The organism is Aestuariivirga sp. (assembly GCF_046294715.1).
GTDB lineage: Bacteria > Pseudomonadota > Alphaproteobacteria > Rhizobiales > Aestuariivirgaceae > Aestuariivirga.
The window spans coordinates 48533-71119 of the sequence record NZ_JBKBKI010000019.1 but is presented as its reverse complement, the minus strand read 5'-3'; the positions used below and the strand labels follow the sequence as shown (position 1 = coordinate 71119).

The 22587-nt window shown below is 67.7% G+C and carries 20 protein-coding genes; 12 read left to right on the top strand and 8 right to left on the bottom strand.

The genetic code is table 11. The features are described 5' to 3' along the window. On the bottom strand, positions 1–762 hold a 762-nt coding region (locus ACK4HL_RS13600; protein WP_409761199.1), incomplete at its 3' end, for a sulfatase-like hydrolase/transferase. Between the two features lie 219 nt (positions 763–981). Between ACK4HL_RS13600 and ACK4HL_RS13595 the strand changes: the two genes are divergently transcribed. Further along, entirely contained in the window at positions 982–1677 is a 696-nt protein-coding gene (locus ACK4HL_RS13595) for a Crp/Fnr family transcriptional regulator (RefSeq protein WP_409761197.1), read from the top strand. Between the two features lie 37 nt (positions 1678–1714). Next, the gene (locus ACK4HL_RS13590; RefSeq protein WP_409761195.1) at positions 1715–3412 is read left to right on the top strand and encodes a choline dehydrogenase; all 1698 of its coding nucleotides are present in this window, start codon (positions 1715–1717) and stop codon (positions 3410–3412) included. On the opposite strand, the gene ACK4HL_RS13585 is transcribed toward ACK4HL_RS13590, so the two are convergent. Genes ACK4HL_RS13585 through ACK4HL_RS13565 form a run of 5 tightly spaced genes read right to left on the bottom strand, consistent with a single transcriptional unit; the run spans position 3355 to position 8213 of the window. Continuing rightward, positions 3355–4830, bottom strand: coding sequence for an aldo/keto reductase (locus tag ACK4HL_RS13585; RefSeq protein WP_409761193.1), 1476 nt, complete (start codon positions 4828–4830; stop codon positions 3355–3357). The two genes, ACK4HL_RS13590 and ACK4HL_RS13585, sit on opposite strands and share 58 nt — an antisense overlap. Before the next feature lie 8 nt (positions 4831–4838). After that, on the bottom strand, positions 4839–5786 hold the full coding sequence (locus ACK4HL_RS13580) for a branched-chain amino acid ABC transporter permease (RefSeq protein WP_409761191.1): 948 nt from the start codon (positions 5784–5786) through the stop codon (positions 4839–4841). Next, on the bottom strand, positions 5783–6694 hold the full coding sequence (locus ACK4HL_RS13575; protein ID WP_409761189.1) for a branched-chain amino acid ABC transporter permease: 912 nt from the start codon (positions 6692–6694) through the stop codon (positions 5783–5785). The genes ACK4HL_RS13580 and ACK4HL_RS13575 overlap by 4 nt, the downstream gene beginning before the upstream one ends. Beyond that, complete coding sequence (locus ACK4HL_RS13570; RefSeq protein WP_409761187.1) at positions 6691–7431, bottom strand: ABC transporter ATP-binding protein; 741 nt, start codon at positions 7429–7431, stop codon at positions 6691–6693. Before ACK4HL_RS13570 ends, ACK4HL_RS13575 begins: the two co-directional genes overlap by 4 nt. Beyond that, the gene (locus tag ACK4HL_RS13565; protein WP_409761185.1) at positions 7428–8213 is read right to left on the bottom strand and encodes an ABC transporter ATP-binding protein; all 786 of its coding nucleotides are present in this window, start codon (positions 8211–8213) and stop codon (positions 7428–7430) included. Before ACK4HL_RS13565 ends, ACK4HL_RS13570 begins: the two co-directional genes overlap by 4 nt. Before the next feature lie 118 nt (positions 8214–8331). On the opposite strand from ACK4HL_RS13565, the gene ACK4HL_RS13560 reads away from it, so the two are divergent. The 7 genes from ACK4HL_RS13560 to ACK4HL_RS13530 all read left to right on the top strand — a co-directional run bounded on the left by ACK4HL_RS13560 (position 8332) and on the right by ACK4HL_RS13530 (position 16884). After that, a complete protein-coding gene (locus ACK4HL_RS13560) occupies positions 8332–9081 on the top strand; it encodes a GntR family transcriptional regulator (RefSeq protein WP_409761183.1) in 750 nt (249 codons plus the stop codon). Continuing rightward, positions 9074–9424 (top strand): TIGR04076 family protein, encoded by a 351-nt coding sequence (locus tag ACK4HL_RS13555; protein ID WP_409761181.1) that lies wholly within the window; start codon positions 9074–9076, stop codon positions 9422–9424. The genes ACK4HL_RS13560 and ACK4HL_RS13555 overlap by 8 nt, the downstream gene beginning before the upstream one ends. A gap of 6 nt (positions 9425–9430) precedes the next feature. Further along, entirely contained in the window at positions 9431–10513 is a 1083-nt protein-coding gene (locus ACK4HL_RS13550; protein WP_409761179.1) for an aldo/keto reductase, read from the top strand. Positions 10514–10566: 53 nt separating this feature from the next. Next, positions 10567–11829: an ABC transporter substrate-binding protein gene (locus tag ACK4HL_RS13545; RefSeq protein WP_409761177.1), complete on the top strand. Its 1263-nt coding sequence runs from the start codon at positions 10567–10569 to the stop codon at positions 11827–11829. Between the two features lie 152 nt (positions 11830–11981). Beyond that, on the top strand, positions 11982–12542 hold the full coding sequence (locus tag ACK4HL_RS13540) for a PadR family transcriptional regulator (protein ID WP_409761175.1): 561 nt from the start codon (positions 11982–11984) through the stop codon (positions 12540–12542). An 8-nt stretch (positions 12543–12550) separates the two neighbouring features. After that, positions 12551–13732, top strand: coding sequence for an efflux RND transporter periplasmic adaptor subunit (locus ACK4HL_RS13535; RefSeq protein ID WP_409761173.1), 1182 nt, complete (start codon positions 12551–12553; stop codon positions 13730–13732). A gap of 5 nt (positions 13733–13737) precedes the next feature. Further along, positions 13738–16884, top strand: a complete 3147-nt coding sequence (locus ACK4HL_RS13530; protein WP_409761171.1) for an efflux RND transporter permease subunit — start codon at positions 13738–13740, stop codon at positions 16882–16884. 268 nt (positions 16885–17152) lie between these two features. On the opposite strand, the gene ACK4HL_RS13525 is transcribed toward ACK4HL_RS13530, so the two are convergent. Next, positions 17153–18445 (bottom strand): lipopolysaccharide biosynthesis protein, encoded by a 1293-nt coding sequence (locus ACK4HL_RS13525; RefSeq protein WP_409761169.1) that lies wholly within the window; start codon positions 18443–18445, stop codon positions 17153–17155. Next, positions 18438–19544: a GNAT family N-acetyltransferase gene (locus tag ACK4HL_RS13520; protein WP_409761167.1), complete on the bottom strand. Its 1107-nt coding sequence runs from the start codon at positions 19542–19544 to the stop codon at positions 18438–18440. Before ACK4HL_RS13520 ends, ACK4HL_RS13525 begins: the two co-directional genes overlap by 8 nt. A gap of 312 nt (positions 19545–19856) precedes the next feature. On the opposite strand from ACK4HL_RS13520, the gene ACK4HL_RS13515 reads away from it, so the two are divergent. From ACK4HL_RS13515 to ACK4HL_RS13505, 3 genes are read left to right on the top strand one after another with little or no spacing between them, the layout of a single operon-like run. Beyond that, a complete protein-coding gene (locus tag ACK4HL_RS13515; RefSeq protein ID WP_409761165.1) occupies positions 19857–20600 on the top strand; it encodes a GntR family transcriptional regulator in 744 nt (247 codons plus the stop codon). 5 nt (positions 20601–20605) lie between these two features. Next, positions 20606–21625: an ADP-ribosylglycohydrolase family protein gene (locus ACK4HL_RS13510; RefSeq protein WP_409761163.1), complete on the top strand. Its 1020-nt coding sequence runs from the start codon at positions 20606–20608 to the stop codon at positions 21623–21625. Beyond that, positions 21622–22536, top strand: coding sequence for a PfkB family carbohydrate kinase (locus ACK4HL_RS13505; protein WP_409761161.1), 915 nt, complete (start codon positions 21622–21624; stop codon positions 22534–22536). Before ACK4HL_RS13510 ends, ACK4HL_RS13505 begins: the two co-directional genes overlap by 4 nt. Positions 22537–22587: the final 51 nt, after the last annotated feature.

Below are 22587 nucleotides of genomic sequence, written 5' to 3'. Positions count from 1 at the left end.
CACGTGCATGCGGGTGGAGTTCCACCACACGAAAAAGGGCTTGCCCGCCTTGTGGGCCTCGTCGATGAAGCGCAGCGCAGCCGCCGTCACCTCCTCGTCGATCGTCTCCATGCGCTTGCGGGTGAGCGGTCCCGTGTCCTCGATCTTCTGCGTGCCGTCCGGGTTGGCGAAGGAGTGGATCACGCCGCGCGGCCCGAAGCGTTCCTTGAACGCGGGATCCTGCGGATAATCCGGGTTCTCCGGCTCCTCTTCGGCGTTGAGGTGGTAGAGGTTGCCGAAGAACTCGTCGAAGCCGTGGTTGGTCGGCAGCATCTCGTCGCGGTCGCCGAGGTGGTTCTTGCCGAACTGGCCGGTGGCGTAGCCCTGCTCCTTCAGGAGCGTGGCGATCGTCGGGTCCTCCGGTTTCATGCCTTCCGGCGTGCCCGGCAGGCCCACCTTGGTGAGGCCGGTGCGGATCGGCGACTGGCCGGTGACGAAGGCCGCGCGGCCCGCCGTGCAGCTCTGCTGGCCGTACCAGTCGGTGAACAGCGCGCCTTGGTCGGCGAGGGAGTCGATGTTGGGCGTGCGGTAGCCCATCATGCCGCGGTTGTAGGCGCTGACGTTGAATCCGCCGATGTCGTCGCCCCAGATCACCAGGATGTTGGGCTTCTTCTCCTGCGCCGCGGCCTCCGCCGTAAGCCCGCCGGCCAGCGCGAACAGGCAGGCGGTGAGCAGGCCCAACCGACTGGCGAAGCTTGGTTTGTCTCGGGTATGGTCTGGCATGTCGTCCTCTCGGAAGATGGTTTCCGGGAAAGGCGGCGCCGGAAAACGCGGTCCATTGCTGCACCGCGCAAAACCCGGTCCGGCCGCGGCAGTCCGCGGCCGGTGCTCTTTCCCGCTCCTGTCGCCGTCCGGCGTCAGCTCGGTTGACATAACCAGAAGCCCGTTGGATCAATTGTGCTGTGGCAAGAAATGTGCCGGGGAGGCACGAAATATATGCAGATGGATGAAGCCGTGGCGGTCGCCCGCGCCAGCCCCTGGCTGTCGCAGCACGACCGCCGCACGCAGGATCTCATCTGTTCGCGCATGCGGCTCGTCGCGCTGGCGAAGAACCGGACGCTGTTCGACATCGAGGATTCGGCGAGCGATCTCTATTGCCTCGTTTCCGGCTGCGCCGTCATCACCGTCGCCCATCCCGTCGAGGGCGTGGTCAATGCGCATGTCATGTTCCCCGGCCGCTGGTTCGGCGAACCCGCTGCGCTCGGCCGCCGCCCGCGCATCATGTCGGTCTTCGCGCGAAAGCCCACCGAGCTTCTCGCCATCTCGCAGTCCTCGATCGCCGAGCTTCTCCGCGCCGAACCAGCCCTCAACTGGACCTTCTTCCACCTCATGGCCTGGAACGTCGAGGAATACCTGCTGCACACCGTCGATCTGCTCATCGTCGATCCGCGGCTGCGCTTCTGTTCCCGCCTCCTCACCTTCGCCGGGAGGCTGCTCAACTACCTGCCGCCCCCGCCGGTCAGCATTCCGCTCACCCAGGAGGAGCTCGCCACCGCCAGCAACATGTCGCGCTCCACCGTCTATCACCTGCTGGGCGAGCTGGTGGAGCAGGGAATCTGCGAACTGGGCTACCGTGAGGTGAAAATCCTCGACGTGCAGCGCCTCGCCCGGATCGTCGAGGACGCGCACGCCAAGTGACGTTGACAGCCCGCCAAGCGCATTGGATGATCATCCAATGCCAGAGACTCCCGAGAGCTATGACTATGTGATCGTCGGCGCCGGCTCGGCCGGTTGCGTGCTGGCGAACCGCCTGACCGAGGACGCCGACGTCCGCGTCCTGATCCTCGAGGCCGGGCCCGCGGACCGCAGCCTGTTCATCCACATGCCCGCCGGCGTCTACCGCGTCTGGAAGGACCAGCGCTTCAACTGGAATTATGCCAGCGCCGCGGAAGGCGAGATGGGAGGTCGCGAAATCCCGGTGCCGCGCGGCAAGGTGCTGGGCGGCAGCTCCTCCATAAACTCCATGGTCTATCTCCGCGGCCACCCGCTCGACTATGACCGCTGGGCAGCCGAGTTCGGCCTCCCCGCCTGGGACTATGCCCACTGCCTGCCTTACTTCCGCAAGTCCGAGCGAAGCGAGCGCGGCGCCAACGACTGGCATGGGGATTCCGGGCCACTCGGCGTCAGCATGGGGAAGTCGCCCAACATCCTCTATGACGTCTTCGTCGAGGCCGGGGCGGAGGCGGGTGTCGGCAAGTCGGACGACCTGAACGGCTACCGTCCGGAAGGCCTCGGCCGCTATGACAGCACCAAGTGGAACGGCAAGCGCTGCTCGGCCGCCGTCGCCTATCTCCACCCGGCGTCCTGGCGGAGCAATCTCGCGATCCGCACCGGCGCCCATGTGCTGGGGCTCGACGTCGAGGGCAACCGCGTCACTGGCCTTTCCTATGCGCAGGGCGCCCGCACGCATCGTGTCCGGGCCGAGCGCGAGGTGATCCTCAGCGGCGGCGCCATCAACTCGCCGCAGCTCCTGATGCTCTCCGGAATCGGCCCGGCGGACGAACTTCGCCGGCACGGCATCGGCGCCAAGGTCGATCTTCCCGGCGTCGGCCAGAACCTGCAGGACCATATCGACTTCATGATGCAGTGGAGCTGCACCAGGAACGTCACCCTGCAGCGCCTCGCCAACCCCTTCGTCAAGCTCGCGGTGGGCACGCAATGGATGCTCAACAAATCCGGCCCCGTCTCCTCCAACATCTGGGAGGCGGGCGGGCTGGTGCGCACCGATTCCGCCGCCGTCTCGCCCAACATCCAGTATCATTTCGGCCCCGTCGCCATCGACTACGCCGGGGACCGCATCCAGCTGAAGCAGGGCTTCCAGCTGCATGTGAGCCAGCTCCGGCAGGAATCGCGCGGCCGGCTCGAACTGAAGAGCGCCGACCCGCGCGATACCCCGCGCATCGTTTTCAATTTCCTGGCCACGGAGAACGACCGGCGCGAGATGGTGGAGGGTGTCCGCATGGCCCGCCACATCGTGAGCCAGCCCGCCTTCGCGCCATTCCGCGGCGATGAGCTCTACCCCGGCTCCAACGCCCGCAGCGACGCCGAGGTCCTGGACTGGGTGAGGAGCGTTGCCGAAACCGAGTTCCACCCCTCCTGCACCTGCCGCATGGGCCAGGACCGCATGGCGGTGGTGGATGAAAGCCTGAGGGTGCACGGCATCGACGGCCTGCGCGTCATCGATGCCTCGGTCATGCCGAACGTCATCAGCGCCAACCTCAACGCCACCGTGATGATGATCGCCGAGAAGGCGGCGGACGCGATCCGCGGGCGGAAGCCGCTGGCGCCGTCGCGCCCGCGCTTCTTCTTCGACGATCAGCCGCTTGCGGCGTCATCGCCCACGATGGCGTCCGCCTCGATCTCGACCTCGTAATCGCCGACGAGGCCTCCCGCCGCGATCAGCGTGTTGGCCGGCAATATCGCGCCGAACACCCGGCCATGGGCCCGCGACACGGGCTCCCACTGCGAAGCGTCTTTGAGGTAGATGCGGGTGCGCACCACGTCCTCCACGCGCGAGCCCGCCGCCGCGAGCGAGGCGGCGATCTTGTCGAGGATGTAGGTCGTCTGCGCCCCGGCATCGCCCGGCGCCACGCAGCGGCTCGAGGAATGCGTGGCGGTGGTGCCGGACACCATGACCATGTCCTTCACCCTGACCGCGCGGCTGTACCCGGCGATCGGCTCCCACACGCTCCCGGTCGAGACGCGCGTGCCCTTGCGGTGGGCGAGCGGCAGCGCCTCGTAGGCCGAGGGAATGGCGCTCAGATGGTGGCTCAGGTCGCCCGAGGCGGTGAGATAGGGGGGCTTGCGGTATTCATCGCCACAGTCGCCCGGAATGGGCGTCATGCCGGCGAAGGCCTGCGCCAGCAGCGCCTTGTCATCCTCATCCAGCGCGAAGCCGAAGGTCTTGAGATTGTCCGCCCGATGCTCGCTCTCGCCGAGCCTCGCGCCGACGATCACAGCCGCGACGCACTGGTGCTCCAGCACGAAGCGCGTGGCGACGTTCGCCACCGACACGCCATGCTTGCGCGCTATCGCGTCCGCCGCGCCGAGGAGCGTCTGGAATGCCGCCCAGCCCCCCGCCGCATCGATGAAGCGCTTGTATTTCGACTTGCTCCAGTCTGCGATGGTCCGGGGCTCGGGCTTTTCCAGCCATCTCTCAGACAGGAACCCGCCGCACAGCGTGCCGTAGGCGAGAAGCTTCACGCCACGCGCCTTGCAGAGATCCGAGAGCGCGCCTGCCGCGCGCCGGTCGACCAGCGAGAAAGACACCTGGTTGGTGGCGACGGGGATGCCGTCGGCGAGCGCCAGCGCCAGATGCGCCGCGTCGAAATTGGTCACCCCGATGGCGCGGATCAGCCCTTCCTCCTTGAGCGCCTTCATCTCGTGCAGCGCGTCGAGCCAGGCCGGGTGCTCGAAGGACCACCAGTGGAACTGCAGCAGATCGACCGATGAAACGCCGAGCCGATCGAGCCGCTCCTGAACACCGCGCCGGACGATGTCGCGCGTCATCGCACCTGGCTCCGGGCACCATTTGGTGAAGGCCACCGGCCGCCGCGCAGCGCCCCTGTGCCGGTCGAGCAGCCTCCCGGCGATGATCTCGGCGCTGCCGTAATGATCCGCCATGTCGAAGCTGTCGAAGCCGTCCGCCGCATATCGCGCGAGGTGGTCGGCGGCGCGCTCCGGGTCGAGCGCCGCGCCGCCCTTCTCCATGTCCGCCACCTGCCACAGCCCGCACACCATGCGGCTGATCTCCAGTCCCTCGGCGATGGTGGTGCGAGGCGGGTGCTTCATGATGGGCCTCATGGCTTGACGTGGCGCGAAACGGTGCGGAGCTCGCCCAATATGCCGCGCGGGCGCAGGAGCAGCATGGCGCAGATGGCGATGCCGATCAGCACGATCTGCAGCGCCGCGGCGCGCGCCTGCATCTCGGGCGGAACGAGGGCGGAGATCAGCGCGGCCGAGGCCGCCCACACCGCCCACACCAGCACGGCGCCGAGCACCGCGCCCTTGTTGTTGCCGGAGCCCCCCACGATCAGCATCGCCCACACCTGGAAGGTGAGCATCGGCACGTAGTTTTCGGGCGCGATGAAGCCGATGAAATGCGCCTGGACGGCACCGGCGAGCCCCATGATGCCGCCGCCGATGGCGAAGGCCTGGAGGCGGAAGCGGAAGGCGTTCTTGCCCAGCGCCAGTGCGGCCTGCTCGTCCTCGCGGATCGCGCGGAGCACGCGGCCCCATGGGCTCCGTAGCAGCCTCTCGAGCGCCAGGTAGACGCCGAGCGTGGTCAGCGCCACGAGGCCGAGGTTGAGGAGTCCGAAGGTGACGCGGTCGGCCGCGAGCGAGCCGAATGGCCGAGGGATGAAACCGATGCCGAACGGCCCGCCCGTGACGGGCTCGAGGTTGAGGGCCGCCAGTTGCACCACCACCGCCACCCCGAAGGTGGCGATGGCGAGGTAATCGGCGCGCAGCCTGATGGTGAGAAGCCCGACGCCCAGCGAGACGAGGGCGGCCAGCGCAGCACCCCCCGCCCAGCCCACGAGGATCGGCAGCCCGAAGCCGCCGAAGCGGGCCGGGTCGTCCGGCGTGGTGAGAAGGGCGGAGGCATAGGCGCCCACCGCCACGAAGCCCGCCACACCGACGTTGAACAGTCCCGTCTGCCCCCATTGCACATTGAGCCCGAGGCAGATGATCGCGTAGGTGAGCGCCACCGTGAGGAAGAAAGCGCCATAGGAGAGAAGCTCGATCACGCGGCCCTCCCGAACAGCCCCTGCGGCCGCAGCAGCAGCACGCCCACCAGGATCACGAAGGCCCCCGCGGCGCGCCATTCGGCTCCGATCACCTGCACCGAGAGCGCCTCGGCCAGCCCCACGATGAGCCCGCCCAGCATGGCGCCCGGCACGCTGCCGATGCCGCCCAGTATGGCGGCGGCGAAGAGCGGCAGCAGCAGGTCGTGGCCCATGTGCGGCCGGATCTGCACGAGAAGCCCCGCCATGACGCCGGCCACCGCCGCAAGGGCCGCCCCGAGCAGCCACACGATGCGGATCGTCTGTCGCACGTCGACGCCGGCCAGCGCCGCGAGCGCGCGGTTCTCGCTCACCGCCCGCATGGCGCGGCCTACCGCGGTACGCGTGAGGAGGAGGTGCACGGCGAAGACGAGGAGTGCCGAAACGCCGAGCGAAAGCAGCTGGTCCGGCGTCGCCCGCGCCCCGATCCCCAGCTTCATGGCGATCTGCAGGGCATCGGTGAAATAGGCGGGCCTGGTGGTAACGAGGAATTCGAGCAGGCTCCTGAGCGTGAGCGCGGCGCCGAAGCCGGCCATGACGAGGATGATCACGGCCCCGCCCCGGGCCCTCAGCCGCCCGAACAGCAGCACGTCCACGAGCAGCGCGAGAAGCCCCGTCAACGCCATCGAAACGACAAGCCCCAAAGGCAGCGACCAGCCGAAGGAGAAGGGCCCGAGCGGTGCGGCGAGCGGCGCGTGGAGCGTGGCGAGTGCGCTCGAGACGCTGAGGGCGGCATAGGCCCCCCAGCTGATGAGTTCGCCATGCGCGAAATTCGCAAAGCGCAGGATCGAGTAGGTGAGCGTGATGCCGATTGCGCCGAGCCCGATCATGGTCCCGGCGATCAGTCCGTCGATGATGGCCTGCGCGATCATGTCCGCGCCTCCCGGCGCGGCGCCCCGAGATAGAGCTCGGCGATGATCGGATCGGCAGCGAGGCTTGCCGCCGGGCCCTCGTGGCGGAGCCTGCCCTCGACGAGGATCACGCCGCGGTGGGCGATGGCAAGCGCCGCCTTCACGTTCTGCTCGACAAGCACGATGGTGACGCCGCTGGCGTTGATGGCCTTCAGCCGCGCGAACACCTCGCCCGCGATGCGCGGTGAAAGTCCGGCCGAGGGCTCGTCGAGGATCAGCACGCTCGGCTCCACGACGAGCGCGCGGCCCACGGCGAGCATCTGCCGCTGCCCGCCCGAAAGCTGCCCGGCGCGGAGCTTCGGCCGCCGTGCGAGGTCGGGAAACATCGAAAGCACCTTCTCCACCCGTTCCCGTCGCGCCGGCTTCGGCAGGATGTCGGCGGCGAGGGAGAGATTTTCAGCAATCGTCAGCGTGGCGAAGATGTTCTCCGTCTGCGGCACGAAGGCCAGCCCGCGCGCGATCTTCTCATGCGCCGCAAGCGCGGTGACGTCCTCCTGCCCGAAGAGCGCCTTGCCGCCGAACACCGGCACGATCCCGGCAATCGCCTTGACGAAGGTCGATTTGCCCGCGCCATTGGGCCCCAGCACCACGACGAGTTCCCCCTTCGCCACCGCGAAGTCGATGCCGCGCACGATGGGCAGGTCGCGCTCGTAGCCGGCCACCAGGCCCTGTGTCGCAAGGGCGGGGAAAGCACTCATGCCGCCACCCCGAGATAGGCGGCGATCACCTGGGGGTCGCGCGCCACCTCCTCGGGCCGGCCCTCGGTGAGCCGGCGGCCCTCCGCCATCACGATCACCCGTCCGCAGAGCCTGGCCACCATCTCCATGTTGTGCTCGATGAGGAGGATCGTCGTGCCTTGCGCGTTGAGGTCCAGGATGCGCGCGATGATGAATTCGAGAAGCGCCGGGTTGACCCCCGCCGCGGGCTCGTCGAGCAGGATCACCTTTGGGTCCGCCATCAGCACGCGGGCGAGTTCAAGGAGCTTCCGCTGTCCGCCGGAGAGAACCCGCGCCGGCTCATGCGCCAGCCGTGACAGTGTCAGGAAGTCGAGAAGGGCCTTCGCCTTCTCCACCGCCGCCCTCTCCTCCGCCGCCACCGTGCGGGGCGTGATGAAATTCGCCAGCATGCCTTCGCCTGCCTGGCGCTGGGCGCCGGTCAGCACGTTCTCAAGCACCGTCATTTCGGCGAAGGGCTTCGGGATCTGGAAGGTGCGGGCGAGCCCCTTGCCGATCCGCGCCTCCGGCGGATCGCGCGTCACCTCCGTCCCCGCAAGGAAGATCTGCCCGGCGCTCGGCCTGAGCGATCCGGCGATCAGGTTGAAGAGCGTGGTCTTGCCTGCCCCGTTGGGCCCGATCAGCGCGAGGATTTCGCCCTGGGAAAGGTCGAAGGACATTCCATCCACCGCCCGCATGCCGCCGAATTGCATGGCGAGGCCGCGCGCGCTGATGACCGGCGGCGCCTGTTGTCCGGAGCTGGGCATCCCGATTGTCTCTTGCGTCCCGGTGATGTTTGATCAAATATTTCTCTATTCAAGCACGCCGGGGGATGCAAGCCGCATGGCCGCGATCTTGAAAATGGGAGGCTGCGGGTGACTGCCGATGCGTGACGCGAACGGAGCGGGAAGCCTGGCAAGGCTGGGGAGCGGGGGCGTCATGCCGGTCCTGCGCGAAACCCTGCACGACCGCGTCTACGCCGAGCTCCGCCGCTCGCTCATCCACGGCGTCTTCGTCAGCGGCGAGGCTCTGCGCATCCACGACCTCGCGGTGAAGCTCAACACGAGCACCATGCCGGTGCGCGAGGCCCTGGCAAGGCTCGTGTCGGAACAGGCGCTGGAGGCGCTGCCCAACCGCTCGGTGCGCGTACCCGTCATCACCCGCGAGACGCTCGAGGATCTCGCCCGCGCCCGGGTGCTGATCGAGGGCAAGGTCACCGCCCTGGCGCTGCCCCGGCTGGGACCGGAGGATTTCCGCCGCCTGCGCGATCTCACCCACGAATGCGAGGACGCCTTCCACTCCCGCAGCGACGACAGCATCCGCCGGGCCACTGAGCTGAACCACGCCTTCCACGACCACATCTATCGTGCCGCCGGATCGCGCGTGCTGCTGCCGATGATCGAGAGCCTGTGGCTCCAGTCCGGGCCTTACGTCCACGCCGCCGCCTTCCTCCATGACGAGGCGAGGGACCCGGCGGGCACCCACCACCACTGGGAACTGATCGAGGCGCTGGAGCGGCGCGACGAGGCGGGGGCAACCGCCGCGCTCACGCGTGACATCACGAGGGCCTTTAGCCTGCTCCGCAACCGGCTGGACACGGAGGAGGAAGAGGCGAGGGCAGGGCAGCATGGCTGAGGAAAAGGACGACGGCTTCGATCTCTACGATCTCCGCGTCGAGGTCGTGGCGCCGCCCGGCGGGCCAATCTATTGCGGCGCGAAGCCGGGCGATCATTTCGAGATGCGCGGCGAGATGATCCATTTCCCGCCGGGGCAGGGCTTTTCCATCTATTCGCTGGCGGCTCTCCTGCCGCTGCTCCCCGCCAAGCAGCGCCCCACCCACCGCAATGACTGGATGACGAGCGACGCCGAGGTCGCCTGCCCCGACCCCAACTGCTCCACCCGCTTTCGCATCACAAGGCTGGGCCTCCGGCGCTTCAGCCATGCGGCCACCACCGCCGTGCCACTTCCGAAGGATTGACCGAACGTGCAGCGCATCTCCCTCTCACCCGGCTACGAGATCTCCCGTGTCATCCGGGGCGGCTGGCAGCTTTCGGCCAGCCACAGCCAGGCGGTGAGCGGCGATCCGGTGGGCGACATGATCGCCTTCGCCGACGCCGGCATCACCACATTCGATTGCGCCGACATCTACACAGGGGTCGAAGAGATGATCGGCGCCTTCCGTCGCCGCTACCGCGATCTCCGCGGCGCCGAGGCGCTGGCGAAGATCCGCGTCCACACCAAATTCGTGCCCGATCTCGACGTGCTGGCGCGCATCGACAAGGCCTATGTCGAGAAGGTCATCGACACCTCCCTGAAGCGGCTCGGCATGGAGCGCTTGGACATCGTGCAGTTCCACTGGTGGAGCTATGCCGTGCCGCGCTGGCTCGAAACCGCCTGCTGGCTTGAGGAATTGCGCCGCGCGGGCAAGATCCTGCGCGTCGGCGGCACCAATTTCGACACCGAACGCCTCCTCGCCATGCGGCAGGCTGGCGTTCCAATGTCCTCGATGCAGGTGCAGTATTCGCTGCTGGACAGGCGGCCCGAGAAGACGCTCATTCCCGCCGCCCTCGCCAACGGCGTGGCGATCTTCTGCTACGGCACGGTGGCAGGTGGCTTCCTGGGCGAGCGCTGGCTGGGAAGGCCGGAGCCGAAGCCCCCCATGGAGAACCGCTCGCTCGTCAAGTACAAGCTGATCATCGACGAGTTCGGCGGCTGGGACCTGTTCCAGGAACTCCTCGCCGTGCTGGATAAGGTCGCCCGCCGCAAGGGCGCCGACATCGCCACGGTGGCGAGTGCCGCCATGCTGGCGCGGCCGGGAGTCTCCGCCGTGATCGTCGGGGCGCGAAATCGCGCGCATCTCGAGGCGAATCTCCGTATCGCGGCGCTGCGGCTGTCGGAGGAAGACCTCCAGGCTGTCGATTCCGTGCTCGCCCGTTCCAGGATGCTCGATGGAGATGTCTATGCGCTGGAACGCGACACGAGCGGGCGCCACGGCGCAATCATGAAATACAATCTCAACAGCGAAGGAAAGGCGACAGCGCCGCGGGAGACGGCGCCGCAGGATTGACCGCATATTCGCCGGCGCCTGCGCGCCGGGTTTCAACAGGGAAGGAAAGACACATGAAGAAACTGCTCATGGCGGCTTCGGTACTCGGCATCATCGCCAGTTCCTCCGCGGCCGCCAATGCCGCCGAGTGCGACATCACGATCGGCGTGGTGCTCGAGCTGACGGGCCCCGCCGGCGCCTATGGACAGGCCGGCGCCAAGTCGGTCGAGATGGCCTTCCGAGACTTCAACGAGGCGGGCGGCGTCAACGGCTGCAACCTCGTCACCGACACGCGCGACAGCCAGACCCAGGCCAACGTCGCGGTGGACCAGGCCACCCAGCTCGTCAACATCAGGAAGGTGCCGGTCATCATCGGCGGCATCATCTCGCCGATGTCGATCCCGATTCTGACCTCGGTGACGGCACCCGCCGGCGTCGTTCAGGTTTCGCCCGCGTCCTCCTCGCCCACCCTCACCGCGCTGGGCCGCGAGGGCAAGACCAACGGCGTGTTCTTCCGCACCATCACGTCGGATGCGCTGCAGGGCACCGCGGCGGCGAAATACGCCCTCGATCAGGGCCTGAAGAAGATCGCCATCATCCACGTCAACAACGATTTCGGCGTGAACATGGTGCGCGAGTTCTCCGCCGCCTACGAGAAGCTCGGCGGGACGATCACATCCGTCACCCCCTATAACGAGAAGCAGGCGAGCTATGCCGCCGAGGCGAGTGCCGCCATGGCGGGCGAGCCCGAGGCGCTTTACCTCGTCAGCTATCCGGTCGATGGCGCCACCGTGGCCCGCGCATGGATCTCGGCGGGGGGCCCCCAGAAGTTCCTGCTGAACGACGGCATGAACTCCGAGGACTTCATCAACGCCGTTGGCGCGCAATACCTGAACGAAGCCTATGGCACGTCGTCAGGCACCAGCGAAACCGCCTCGACGAAGTATTTCTACGGCAATTACGAGGCCTTCTCGGGCGGCATCAAGCCCGATGCGCCCGCCGCCGACCGCTCCTATGACGCCGGCGCCATCGTGGCGCTCGCCGCCGCCAAGGCCGGCAAGGGCGATGCCGCCGCCATCAAGGAGGCAATCCGCCAGGTGACGGACCCGGCGGGCGAGCCCGTCCATGCCGGCAAGGAGGAGTTCGCCAAGGCGCTTGCCCTCATCAAGGAGGGTAAGCCCATAAAGTATGAAGGCGTCATCGGCCCCATCTCCTTCGACCAGCATGGCGACATTACCGGCCCCTTCCGCCTGTGGAAGATCAAGGACGGCGTGGTCACCACCACGGGTGAGATCAGCGCCGAGGAGGTCGGCAAGATCAAGGCCTCTCTCAACTGAACGTCAGGTTCCGCCGCATGGAAACCTCCATGCGGCGGTCCGACCCTGCGCCGCGCATGGCGACGCAACGGAAGGTTGGAAGAACCGACATCCTGACTTGAAACGCCGCTTCTCGGACCCCACCTCATACTCCGAACTGGAGTATGTCGGCCGTGGATGCAAAGACCCTCTGCCTTGCCGTGCTGTCGCTCGGAGATGCCTCGCCCTACGAGATCCGGGGCAAGGTCGAGGACGTTTTTGCCCGCTTCATGGAGGTTGCGCCGAGCAGCATCTATGCGGCGGTCAAGGCGCTGGAGCAGGAAGGGCTCATCGCCGGCACCTTTCATGCGCAGGAAGGCCGCCCCAACAAGACCGTCTATCGCCTTCTCGAGCCGGGCCGCCGCAGGCTGGCCCGTTCGCTGGGCGCACTCGAGGGCCGTCATCGCGTCCGTTCCGAACTCGTGGCGCTCCTCATGTTCGCCCATCTCCTGCCGCCGGAGAAGCTTCGCGATGCGCTCGGCCAGCGCGAAGCCGAACTCGATGCCCTGGCGGTGGAGCTCGAGGGCCATGCCGCGCCTTCCGAGCCGGGCCAGCGCTTCGCGCTCGCCATGGGCCGGAACCTCGTCGCGGCGGAGCGCGCATTCCTGAAGGAAAGCGTTCCAGCCTTTCTCGCGGAACTCGAAGCACGCCTACCGATCCCTGCCCCCGCCACCGCTCACCCTGGAAGGGCCTGATCTCCCCCATGGTCAAGAAATTCATCGTCGTGGCGCTCGCCGCGCTTCTGGGGACGGGCCTCGGTACGGCAGCCGCTCCCAGCGTCGGCCCCCATGTCGTTCCGCATCTGAAGCCCTTTGCGGCGAGGCTCGAGCCCTATCTCGAGGCCCGGCAGGCGCCGCAGTCTTCACGGCAGGAGAAGGCGTCCGTACCGCGGCCCGTCGAACTCACCGAGAGCGAGATCTTCCTCGTCGAGCCCGAAACGCTGCGCTTCACGGTTCCCTTCACCGGCACGCTGCAGCCCCTCGAGCAGACCACGGTGAAGGCAGAGGTCGCAGCCCCCGTGGGCGAGGTGCTGGTGCGCGAGGGCGAGGCCGTGAAAAGGGGCGACGTGCTGCTCCGCATAGACGTGGCCGATCTCGAAAGCGCACTCGACGAGCGCACCGCCAATCTCGAGGGCGCCAGGGCGCAGCTCGATCTCGCCCGCAAGAACCGTGAAGCCAAGCAGAAGCTCGCCAGCAAGGGCTATGCCGCGCGCCAGGCGGTGAACGAGGTCGAGGCCGCTTTCGATGCCGCCGGATCGACGGTCCGCGCGCTCGAGGCGCAGGTCGCAACGGCGAGGAAGGCCTTGGCCAAGGCCGAGGTCACGGCGCCGATCGACGGCATCGTCGCAGAGCGCAGCGTCAATCCCGGCGACAAGGTTTCCATCGACATGACGCTGATGACGCTTGTTTCGCTGCAGGAGATGGAGATCGACGCTCCCGTGCCGGCGAGTGAAATCGGCCAGGTGGAAGTGGGCCAGGCTGCGGAATTCCGCGTCCCGGGAATCGACGATGAGACGTTCCGGGGCACGGTGACCCGCATCAACCCAGTCGCAAGGTCCGGCACGCGCTCGATTCCCGTCCACATCCAGGTCGAAAACCCGGAAGGGGCGCTGCGCGGCGGCATGTTCGCCTCGGGCGAAATCGTGATCCGGGAGGAGGTGGACGTTCTTGCCGTTCCCCCCGCTGCCATCCGCAGCGACGGCAACGGCGCTCATGTGCTGAAGCTCGAGGATGGCCGCATCCGCCGCCAGTCCGTGATCCCCGACTCCCGTGGCACGCTAGACCGTGTGCCGGTTCCGGAGGGCCTGTCGCGCGGCGACCGCATCATCTCCGTCCCCGCAATCGTGCTGGCTCCCGAGACGCCGGTGCGCGTCAGCGGGCCCTGAACGCCATGTTCCTCACCCGCATCAGCGTCGCCAACCCGGTCTTCGCCACCATGATGATGGTGGCGATCGTGGTGATCGGCCTGTTTTCCTACCAGCGGCTCGGCATCGACCAGTTCCCCGATGTCGACATTCCCACCGTCGTGGTCGCCACCGACTATCCGGGTGCCTCGCCGGAAGCGGTTGAAAGCGACGTCACGGAGAAGATCGAGGATGCGGTCAACACCATCAGCGGCGTCGATACCGTCACCTCGCGCTCCTATGAGGGCGTCTCCGTCGTGATCGTCGAGTTCTCGCTCCAGACCAGTTCCGAGACCGCCGCCCAGGAGGTCCGGGAGAAGGTGGCGGCAGTCCGCGGCGAACTCCGCGAGGAGGTCGAAGACCCGAAAGTGACCCGCTTCGACCCCGCGAGCGCGCCCATCGTCTCGGTGGCCGTCGAAGGTCCGGGACGCAGCCTGCGCGATCTCACGACGCTGGCCGACGAGACCATTCTCAAGCGGTTTCAGACCGTGCCCGGCGTGGGCAGCGCCACGATCGTGGGCGGCGTCAGGCGGCAGATCGACGTACTGCTCAAGCCGGAGCGTCTGGAGGCCTTCGGCATCGGCATAGACCAGGTGCTGGACACGATCCGCAGCGAAAACCAGGATCTTCCGGCGGGCTCCGTCACCAGCGGCCGCGAGGACCGGGTGGTGCAGATCGAAGGTGCCGCCAAGACGCCTGATGAGTTGGGCCGTTTCATTCTCGCCCAGCGCGAAGGGGTTCCCGTCCGTCTCGCCGATGTCGCCGAAATCGCCGATTCGCAGGAAGAGAAGGCGAGCCTCGCCTCCTTCAACGGCAAGCCGGCGCTTGCGATCGACATCGTCAAGGTGCAGGGCGCCAACACCATCGCGGTGGCGGATGGCATATTCGCCGCTCTCGCCCGCATGAACGAGGATCTGCCTGCGGACGTCAAGCTGTCGGTGGTGCGGGATTCCTCCAAGGGCATCCGCAGTTCGGTGAGCAACGTGCGGAGCACGCTCATTGAGGGCGGCTTTCTCACCATCGCAATCGTGTTCCTGTTCCTTCACTCCTGGCGCTCGACCGTGATCACGGGGCTCACGCTGCCCGTCTCCGTCATCGGCACCTTCGCGGCGCTCGCTTTCTTCGGCTTCACATTGAACACCATGACGCTGATGGCGCTTTCGCTGGCGATCGGGATACTGATCGACGACGCGATCGTGGTGCGCGAGAACATCAGCCGCCATCTCGCCATGGGCAAGGACCATGTGCGCGCCGCACTCGAAGGCACCAGGGAGATCGGCCTCGCCGTGCTGGCGACGACGCTTGCCATCGTCGCGGTCTTCGCTCCGCTCGCCTTCATGGGCGGTATCATCGGGCAGTTCTTCTTCGAGTTCGGCATCACCGTCGCGGTGGCGGTGCTCATTTCGCTCTTCGTCTCCTTCACCCTCGACCCCATGCTCTCCAGCGTGTGGCCCGACCCCGATGCGGAGCGGCGGCCCCGTGGCCCGCTCGGCTGGCTGGCGGCCGGTATCGACTGGCTGATGGCGGGCATCCTCGCCATCTACCATCCACTCCTGCGCTTCAGCCTGAGGCGGCGCTGGGTGGTGGTGATCGCCGCCCTCGCCCTGTTCTTCGGCAGCTTCACCCTGGTGGCGAAGATCGGCACCGAATTCGTGCCGAGCGCCGACATGGGCGAAATCTCGGTCAAGGTGGCGGCACCCGTGGGTTCCTCGCTCGACTACACGGAATCGAAGCTTCGCCAGGTCGAAGCGGCACTGAAGGAGTTCCCGGAGATCGATTACACCTATGCCACGATCAACAGCGGCGACGCTTCCGGAAAGAACCAGGCCTCGATCTTCGTTGCCCTGAAGCCGATCGGTGAGCGCGTCCGTTCCGCCGAGGCACTGGTGGATCTCATGCGGCAGCGCCTGTCCAGCATCGCAGGTCTCGAGCTTTCCCTTGGTCTCCCGGGCGTTGGCAATGGCAAGCCCATCCAGATCAGCGTGCAGGGCCCGGATACCGCGGAACTCGCCCGCATCTCGCAGCAGGTGAGGGGCCTCATTGCCGAGGTGCCCGGTGTGGTCGACATCGAGTCGAGCCTCAAGGCGGCGAGGCCTACCCTTGACGTGACGCTGGACCAGCCGCTGGCGAGCGATCTCGGCATCAGCCTGCGCAGCCTCTCCGAGACCTTGCGCGTGCTGCTCGCCGGTCAGGACGTGAGCAGTTTCCGCAGCCCGGCAGGCGAGAATTACGACGTCAATGTGCGGCTTCCCGAGAGCGACCGGCGGACGGCGGAGGACCTCTCGCGCCTGCCGCTGTCGAGCACGCTCCGCGAGGCGGACGGTTCGGCGCGCATGGTGCCGCTGCGCGAGGTGGCGAAGCTCGAACCGGGCTTCGGCCCCTCCCAGATCAACCGCCGCGACCTGACGCGCGAGGTGCAGATCACCGCCAACAAGAGCGGCCGCGCCGCGGGCGACATCAACGCAGACATCGCGAACCTCCTGAAGACAGTCGAGCTGCCACCCGGCTACGGTTTCGCGGCGGGCGGTGCGGCCGAGAACATCGCGGAAACCTCCGGCGAGGCAGGCCGCGCCCTTATTCTCGCAGTCGTATTCATCTACATCGTGCTCGCATCGCAGTTCGGCAGCTTCCTGCAGCCGCTGGCGATCATGACTTCACTGCCGCTGTCGCTCATCGGCGTGTTCCTCGGCCTTCTCGCCTGGGGATCCACCCTCAACCTGTTCTCCGCCATCGGCTTCATCATGCTCATGGGCCTCGTGGTGAAGAACGCCATTCTCCTCGTCGACTTCATCAACCAGGCGCGCGCCGGGGGGATGGAACGCACAACCGCGATCATGCGCGCGGCCGATGTGCGTCTGCGGCCCATCTTGATGACGACGCTCGCCATGATCTTCGGCATGGTGCCGCTGGCGCTGGGCCTGGGCGAAGGTGGCCAGCAGCGCGCCGGCATGGCTCATGCGGTGATCGGCGGTCTCATCAGTTCGAGCATCCTGACGCTCGTCGTGGTGCCCGTCGTCCTCACCCTGTTCGAAGACCTGGCGGGGAAGCTGGGCTTCGGCAGGCAGAAGTCCGCCCCGGCTGAGGCGGCGCCGAAGACCCTGCAGCCCAGGCCGCAGCTCAAGGCCGCGGAATAGCCCGGAACTTCGCCTGTTCCGAGGGTTTGACGGCGGAGCGGCAAGATGCCGGAGGACCGATCATGGGCGAGCGCGCTAAGGCGCGGAAGACCTGCCGCACGCGGTCCGCGGCGTGCGCCACGTGCAGAACAATCTGCGTCTCGCCGGCGGCAAGGAAGCCGGGAGAGCCCATCGGAGCGCGCCGGAAGGCAGCGATCCCTTCGCCGCCAGCGCCCCCGACGACACCGAAACGGGCCAGAAGAGCGCCCCCGGGGGCGGCGCACGAAGTTCAGACCGCTGAATTTGCCGGCCCCGAAGCCCGCGGCCGCAGCGCCGGAAGGGCAGATAGGCCCATGCTGACCCGCGCCTGTCGCAGCAGCAGGGCCGAGCGCACCGCCATGGAGCATGCCGCCGCCACGGCCGCCCCTGTGAGCCCGCAGAGCGGAGAGAGCAGCGTCATGAGCCCCGCGAGCAGGAAAAGCGTGGCACCGTTGATAAGGCCGAGCGCCCGGTTCTGCCCGGCGAGGAGCAGGAACTCGTGACAGGGTGCGGCGACCGCGCGGGCGAGCAAGGCCAGCGCGAGGATGAACATCGCCTGATGGGCCTCGCCGAATTCGGGGCCGAACAGCGTGAGAAGATGTGGCGCCAGGGCCAGGGTCGCGGCCAGTGCCCCGCCGGTTGCCAGCAAGGTGCCGGCGGTGGCGCGCTGGAGGCTTCGCTCGGGGCTTTCGGCTCCTGCCCCAACCAGTGAAAGGCTCATCAGCCGGGCGCTGACGAAGAGCACGGCGAACTGCGCGAAGCTGGCAAGCGACAGCAGGCGCTCCGCCGTGCCGTAGAGCCCCGCCTCGGCAGGCCCCAGCAGGAGGCCCACGGCAAGCAGCGCCGCCGCAGGCATGAGACCATCGAGACCGGTCACCACCAGCATCGGGATCGCGGAGCGGAGCCATAGCCTGGCGAGGCGGGGGCCGGCGCGCTCGGGCCTGCCGGTGCTCAGCCGGCGCCTGAAGACGAGGAGGAGAGCACCTGTCGTGGCGGCCATGCTGAGAATGGTCGCCGCGCCGGCAGAAGCGAGCGTCAGTCCCTCGCCGGAGACGTGGAGGAGAAGGCAGGCTGCAGCGACGAGAAGCGGCCGCAGCACGAAGTAGTTCAGCGTGCCCAGCCGGAACCAGCCCATGCCCCGGGCGACGCCGTCGAGAAAATAGTCGATTGCGATCAGCGGAAGCCCGGCAAGGACGATGATGCCGGTGTGAAGCCCCATGGCGCCGAACGGAAGCAGCGCAAGGAGTGCGCCGCCGCCGATGGCGCTCATTGCACCGGTGGTGGCCGCCATTCGCCAGCCGCTGGCGAAGAAGGCTTCCAACCGCGTGATGCGTCCGCGGGCCGCATAGCGCGGGAGAATACGGACGGCGGCCTCTGCAAGACCCAGCGAGACAGGGCTTCCGAGCGCCGCGATCCAGGCGAGCGCGATGACATAGGCTCCGTAATCGGGACCCGTCATCAGGCGTGCGAGAAGAAGTTGCTGCGCGAGCGCCAGGCCGGCTCCCGCCACGCGGATCACGAATGTGGTGGTGGCGTCAGGCAAGGAGGGTCAAGGCCTGGCTGAGCGCGCCGCGGATGCCGGTCCGGTAGGACGGCGGCAGGCTGAGCATGAGCTTCTTCAGGGCCGGACGCGACGTCGAGTACCAGAGCCTCGCGCACAGCGAGCCAGCAGCGGTGAGCCCCACTTCATGATTGGCGAGTTTCAGCGTGGTGTTGGACCAGGAGTCCTTGTAGTCGGAAGGGTTCGCCAGGAGATCATAGGCGTGAGCGCCGTTGTCGATCAGCCAGCACACGGTCATGTCCATCTGGATCTTGCCTGGCGAGCATTCCCGCAAGGCCCAGTCGAAACCCCCGATGTAGGCGTAGTAGTGCCGGTTGCGCAGGAAGCCGAGCTCGAGCGCCACCGGCATTCCTCCTGCCGAGAGCTCGAAGAGAATGGCCGAACTGCCGAGACGGGCGAGGAACTGCGCATGGCCAGGCATCGACAGGCCAAGGCTGATGCGCCCGGTGTGCTCGAGCCAGCTCTGCTTGAAGCGGAGGCATTGGGCGATGCCGGATGCGAAGTCGGGATCGGCCGGCCGCAGCACCCGGAAACCGATCTCGCCCGACCTGGCGAGCTGGTTGCGCCGCCGGTTGCGGTTGCGGCGCTGGGTCTTCCCGAGGCTCGCCAGATAGGCTTCGCTGTCGGCAAAGCATGTGAGATCGAGGATCGAAGCCTCGGAGCCGGGCGTGCTGCCGTCATGGCGCTCACCCAGCGCCCGTCCGAGCGCACTGGACCGCGGCAGCATGTCGATGACCGCGAGGTCAGCATGGCCGCCGGAAAGGACCTCTTCGCACAGCGCCGCTGCCGCGGCACCCGCATCGGCTCCCTCCCGCACCAGCAATCCGGCATATTGCGTGTGCGGGGCACCGAGGTTCCGCAGGATGCGAGGGCCGAAGCGGCGGGCCTCCAGCATCAGCGGCCAGACGGCGGCCGGCCGGCCGGCCTCGGAAGCCACGAAGACGCGCGGCTGGATGCGGGTCGTGGCATGGTGCTCCAGCCACGCCATGCACCATTCGCTTGTCTGGAAGTAATCGTGGCTTCCGCAGCGCTGGGAATCGAGCCGTCGCCAGGCCGGCAGGAATGCCTCGACCGCGGCCATGCTGGAGAGGCAGGAAACGTCAAGACGGGCCTCTCTGCTCAGAGGGAATGAACCGTGTTCGTCGATGCTGGTGTGGATTCCCATCGGGCAGACCTCGCGCGCTGAACTCACTGCAGCGAGGGAATGCGATTCGCGTGCCAGTTGCCAAAGGCGGCGCTTTCGCCGGAGAAAACCTTTGCAAGCTTCGTCGGACAACACTCAGGGGGGACACTTGCCCCGCCATGGCACCGGGACCCTGTCCCGCAATGAATGAGGGCTTCACGTTCACGGGGGAGTCGACGGAGCGCTTTCAGACAGGTATAGACAGGTCTGATGACCGGAAGCCCCCGCCTGCGCGCATCGAGCAAGTCACCTGCCGTTGCGGCTGCCAAGCCGCACCGCATTGCCGAGGCTCTTGAGCGCGACATCCGCTCGGGAAAGCTTCGCTTCGGAGCACGGCTCGAAAGCGAGAACGAACTCGTCCGCCGTTTCGCGGTGAGCCGCAGCACGGTGCGCAAGGGGCTGGAGGCGCTCGCCGGCAAGGGCCTCATCACGACGAGGGTGGGCATCGGCTCCTTCGTCACCTTCGACGGTCAGACCATCGACAATACTCTGGGCTGGACGCGCGCCCTCTCGCGCCAGAAGGAGGCCGTCGAAACGAGGCTCCTGCGGCTCGAACGCGTGCGGGATGCCGAACTTGCGGCGGCGCTGAACGAAAGCTGCGTCGATTTCATCGCCATAGACCGCACGCGGGCGCTGAGCGGCACGGGCCGTGTCATCTCGATCGAGCGCAGCCGGGTGCCGCTGCGGCCGGAGCTCGCCCATGTCCTTGCCGAAGGTTTGCATGCCGGCTCCCTCGCAGCCACCCTGCGGCAGGCGGGCCTCAGCGTGCATTCGGGAGAGGAATGGGCGGAGGTCGAATGCCTGGGAGAGGCCGATGCGGCATTGGTCGGCAGCATGCCCGGAACACCCTTCCTCCGCACGCGCCGGCTCGCTCGCGATGCCAAGGGGCGGCTTCTCGAATATGTCGTGAGCCTGCTCGACCCCCGTCACTTTGCCCTTCACCTGGAGTTCTGATGGGAATGTCCTCCGCTCGCGACCGTGCCCTGGGCGCCCTGGCGGGTGTGGCGGTCGGCGATGCCATGGGGATGCCCACCCAGACCATGACACCCGAAGAGATCGCTGCGGCCTATGGCGCGATCACCGGCTTCCGGGATGCCGCGCCGAGCCAGCCGGTCAGCGCCGGGCTCAAGGCCGGCACTGTCACCGACGATACCGAGCAGAGCCTGCTCCTCGCCCGCCATCTCCTCGCGAGGAACGGCGCCGTCGACCAGAAGGCCTGGGCGAACGAGCTGCTCGCCTGGGAACGCGACACGCATGCCCGGGGTGTCAACGATCTTCTGGGGCCTTCGACGAAACGGGCGATCGAGGCCCTGCAGCGCGGTGTTCCGGCCAGCGAGGCCGGGCGCTCCGGCACCACCAACGGCGCCGCCATGCGCATCGTGCCGGTGGCGATCGCCACGCCTCCCGAACCGGTTCCCGTGCTCGTCGATGCGGTGGAGGAAAGCTGCCGGCTGACTCACAACACCGGCGAAGCGATCAGTGCCGCTTCCGCCGTGGCCGCCGTGGTGAGCGCCGGCATCGCGGGCAAGAGCTTCGAGGAAACGCTGCCGCTGGCACTTGCCGCCGCCGAGGAAGGCGAAAGGCGTGGCACGCCCCCCGCGGCGGGTTCGGTGGCGCGGGCCATCCGGCGCGCGCTGGCGCTCGCCGAAGGAAAGAAGGGCGAGGCGGAAGCACGTGCCATCGGGGTCGGAATTGGCACCAGCGTCGCGGCCATCGAGTCCATTCCCATGGCCTTCGCCATCGTCCGGCTTGCCGGCGGCGATCCGTGGGAAGCCGCACTGCTGAGTGCCGCCATCGGCGACGACACCGATACCATCGGCGCCATCTCCTGCGGCATGGCGGCGGCATGCAAGGGGCTCGCGGCCATCCCGGCAGCCGCATGGCAGGAGGTTGTGCGCGTCAACGGTCTCGACGTGGCACCCCTCGCCGAGGGGCTTCTCGCCATCCGCCAGTCGCGCAGCGGGGGTGCTGCGCAATGAGGGACCTGCTTCAGTTGTCCGGCATCGTCATTGATCTCGTGCATCGGGTCGACCACCTGCCAGCACCCGGCGAGGAGGTCGAGACCCAGAGTTTCGCCATGACGGCAGGTGGCGGCTTCAATGCCATGGTAGCGGCCCGGCGCATGGGGGCCGATGTCACATATGGCGGCGTGCTCGGCACCGGCCTCCTGGCGGAGATCGCCGCCCGCCAGCTGGTGGAGGAGGGCATTTCCATTGCAGCGGTGGGCCGGGCCGACATCGACCAGGGCAGCTGCGCCGTCATCGTCGATGCCTCGGGCGAGCGGAGTTTCATCTCGCACCATGGCGCGGAGCGGCGCGTTACCTTGGGCCACCTCGCCGCGCTCGATGCGGCGTCATTCGCCTTCGGGCTGCTCACCGGATACTCGCTCTACAAGTCCGAGAGCGCCGCGGCGTTCCTGCCCTGGCTCCTGGCGCTCGAGCGGCCGCCCTTGCTCTTCTTCGATCCCGGTCCCACCGTGGCGGAGATCCCGCGTAATGCGCTCGATGCCGTCATGGCGCGGGCCGACTGGGTGAGTGCCAACAGCCGCGAGGCCTCGGTGCTGACCGGCCTAGCCGATCCTGCCGCCGCGGCGATGGCGCTGTCGCGGGGGCGGGCGGGCGCCCTCGTCCGGCGCGGTGCGGAGGGCTGCTGGCTCGGCCTGACGGGCAGCGTCGCCCATCATCCCGGCTTCGCCGTCGACTGCATCGACAGCAACGGCGCGGGCGACACGCATGACGGAGCCTTCATCGCCGCCCTGCTGCGCGGCGAGGCGCCCGCGGCGGCCGCCCGCCTCGCCAACGCCGCGGCGGCGCTTTCGACGACCCGTGCGGGTCCGGCCACCTCGCCGGATCTTGCCGAGACCCGGCGCTTTCTGGCCGCACGTGCATGAGAGAATTGGCTTTAACCGGGCGCAGGAGACGCCCAACAGGAGGAGGACAGA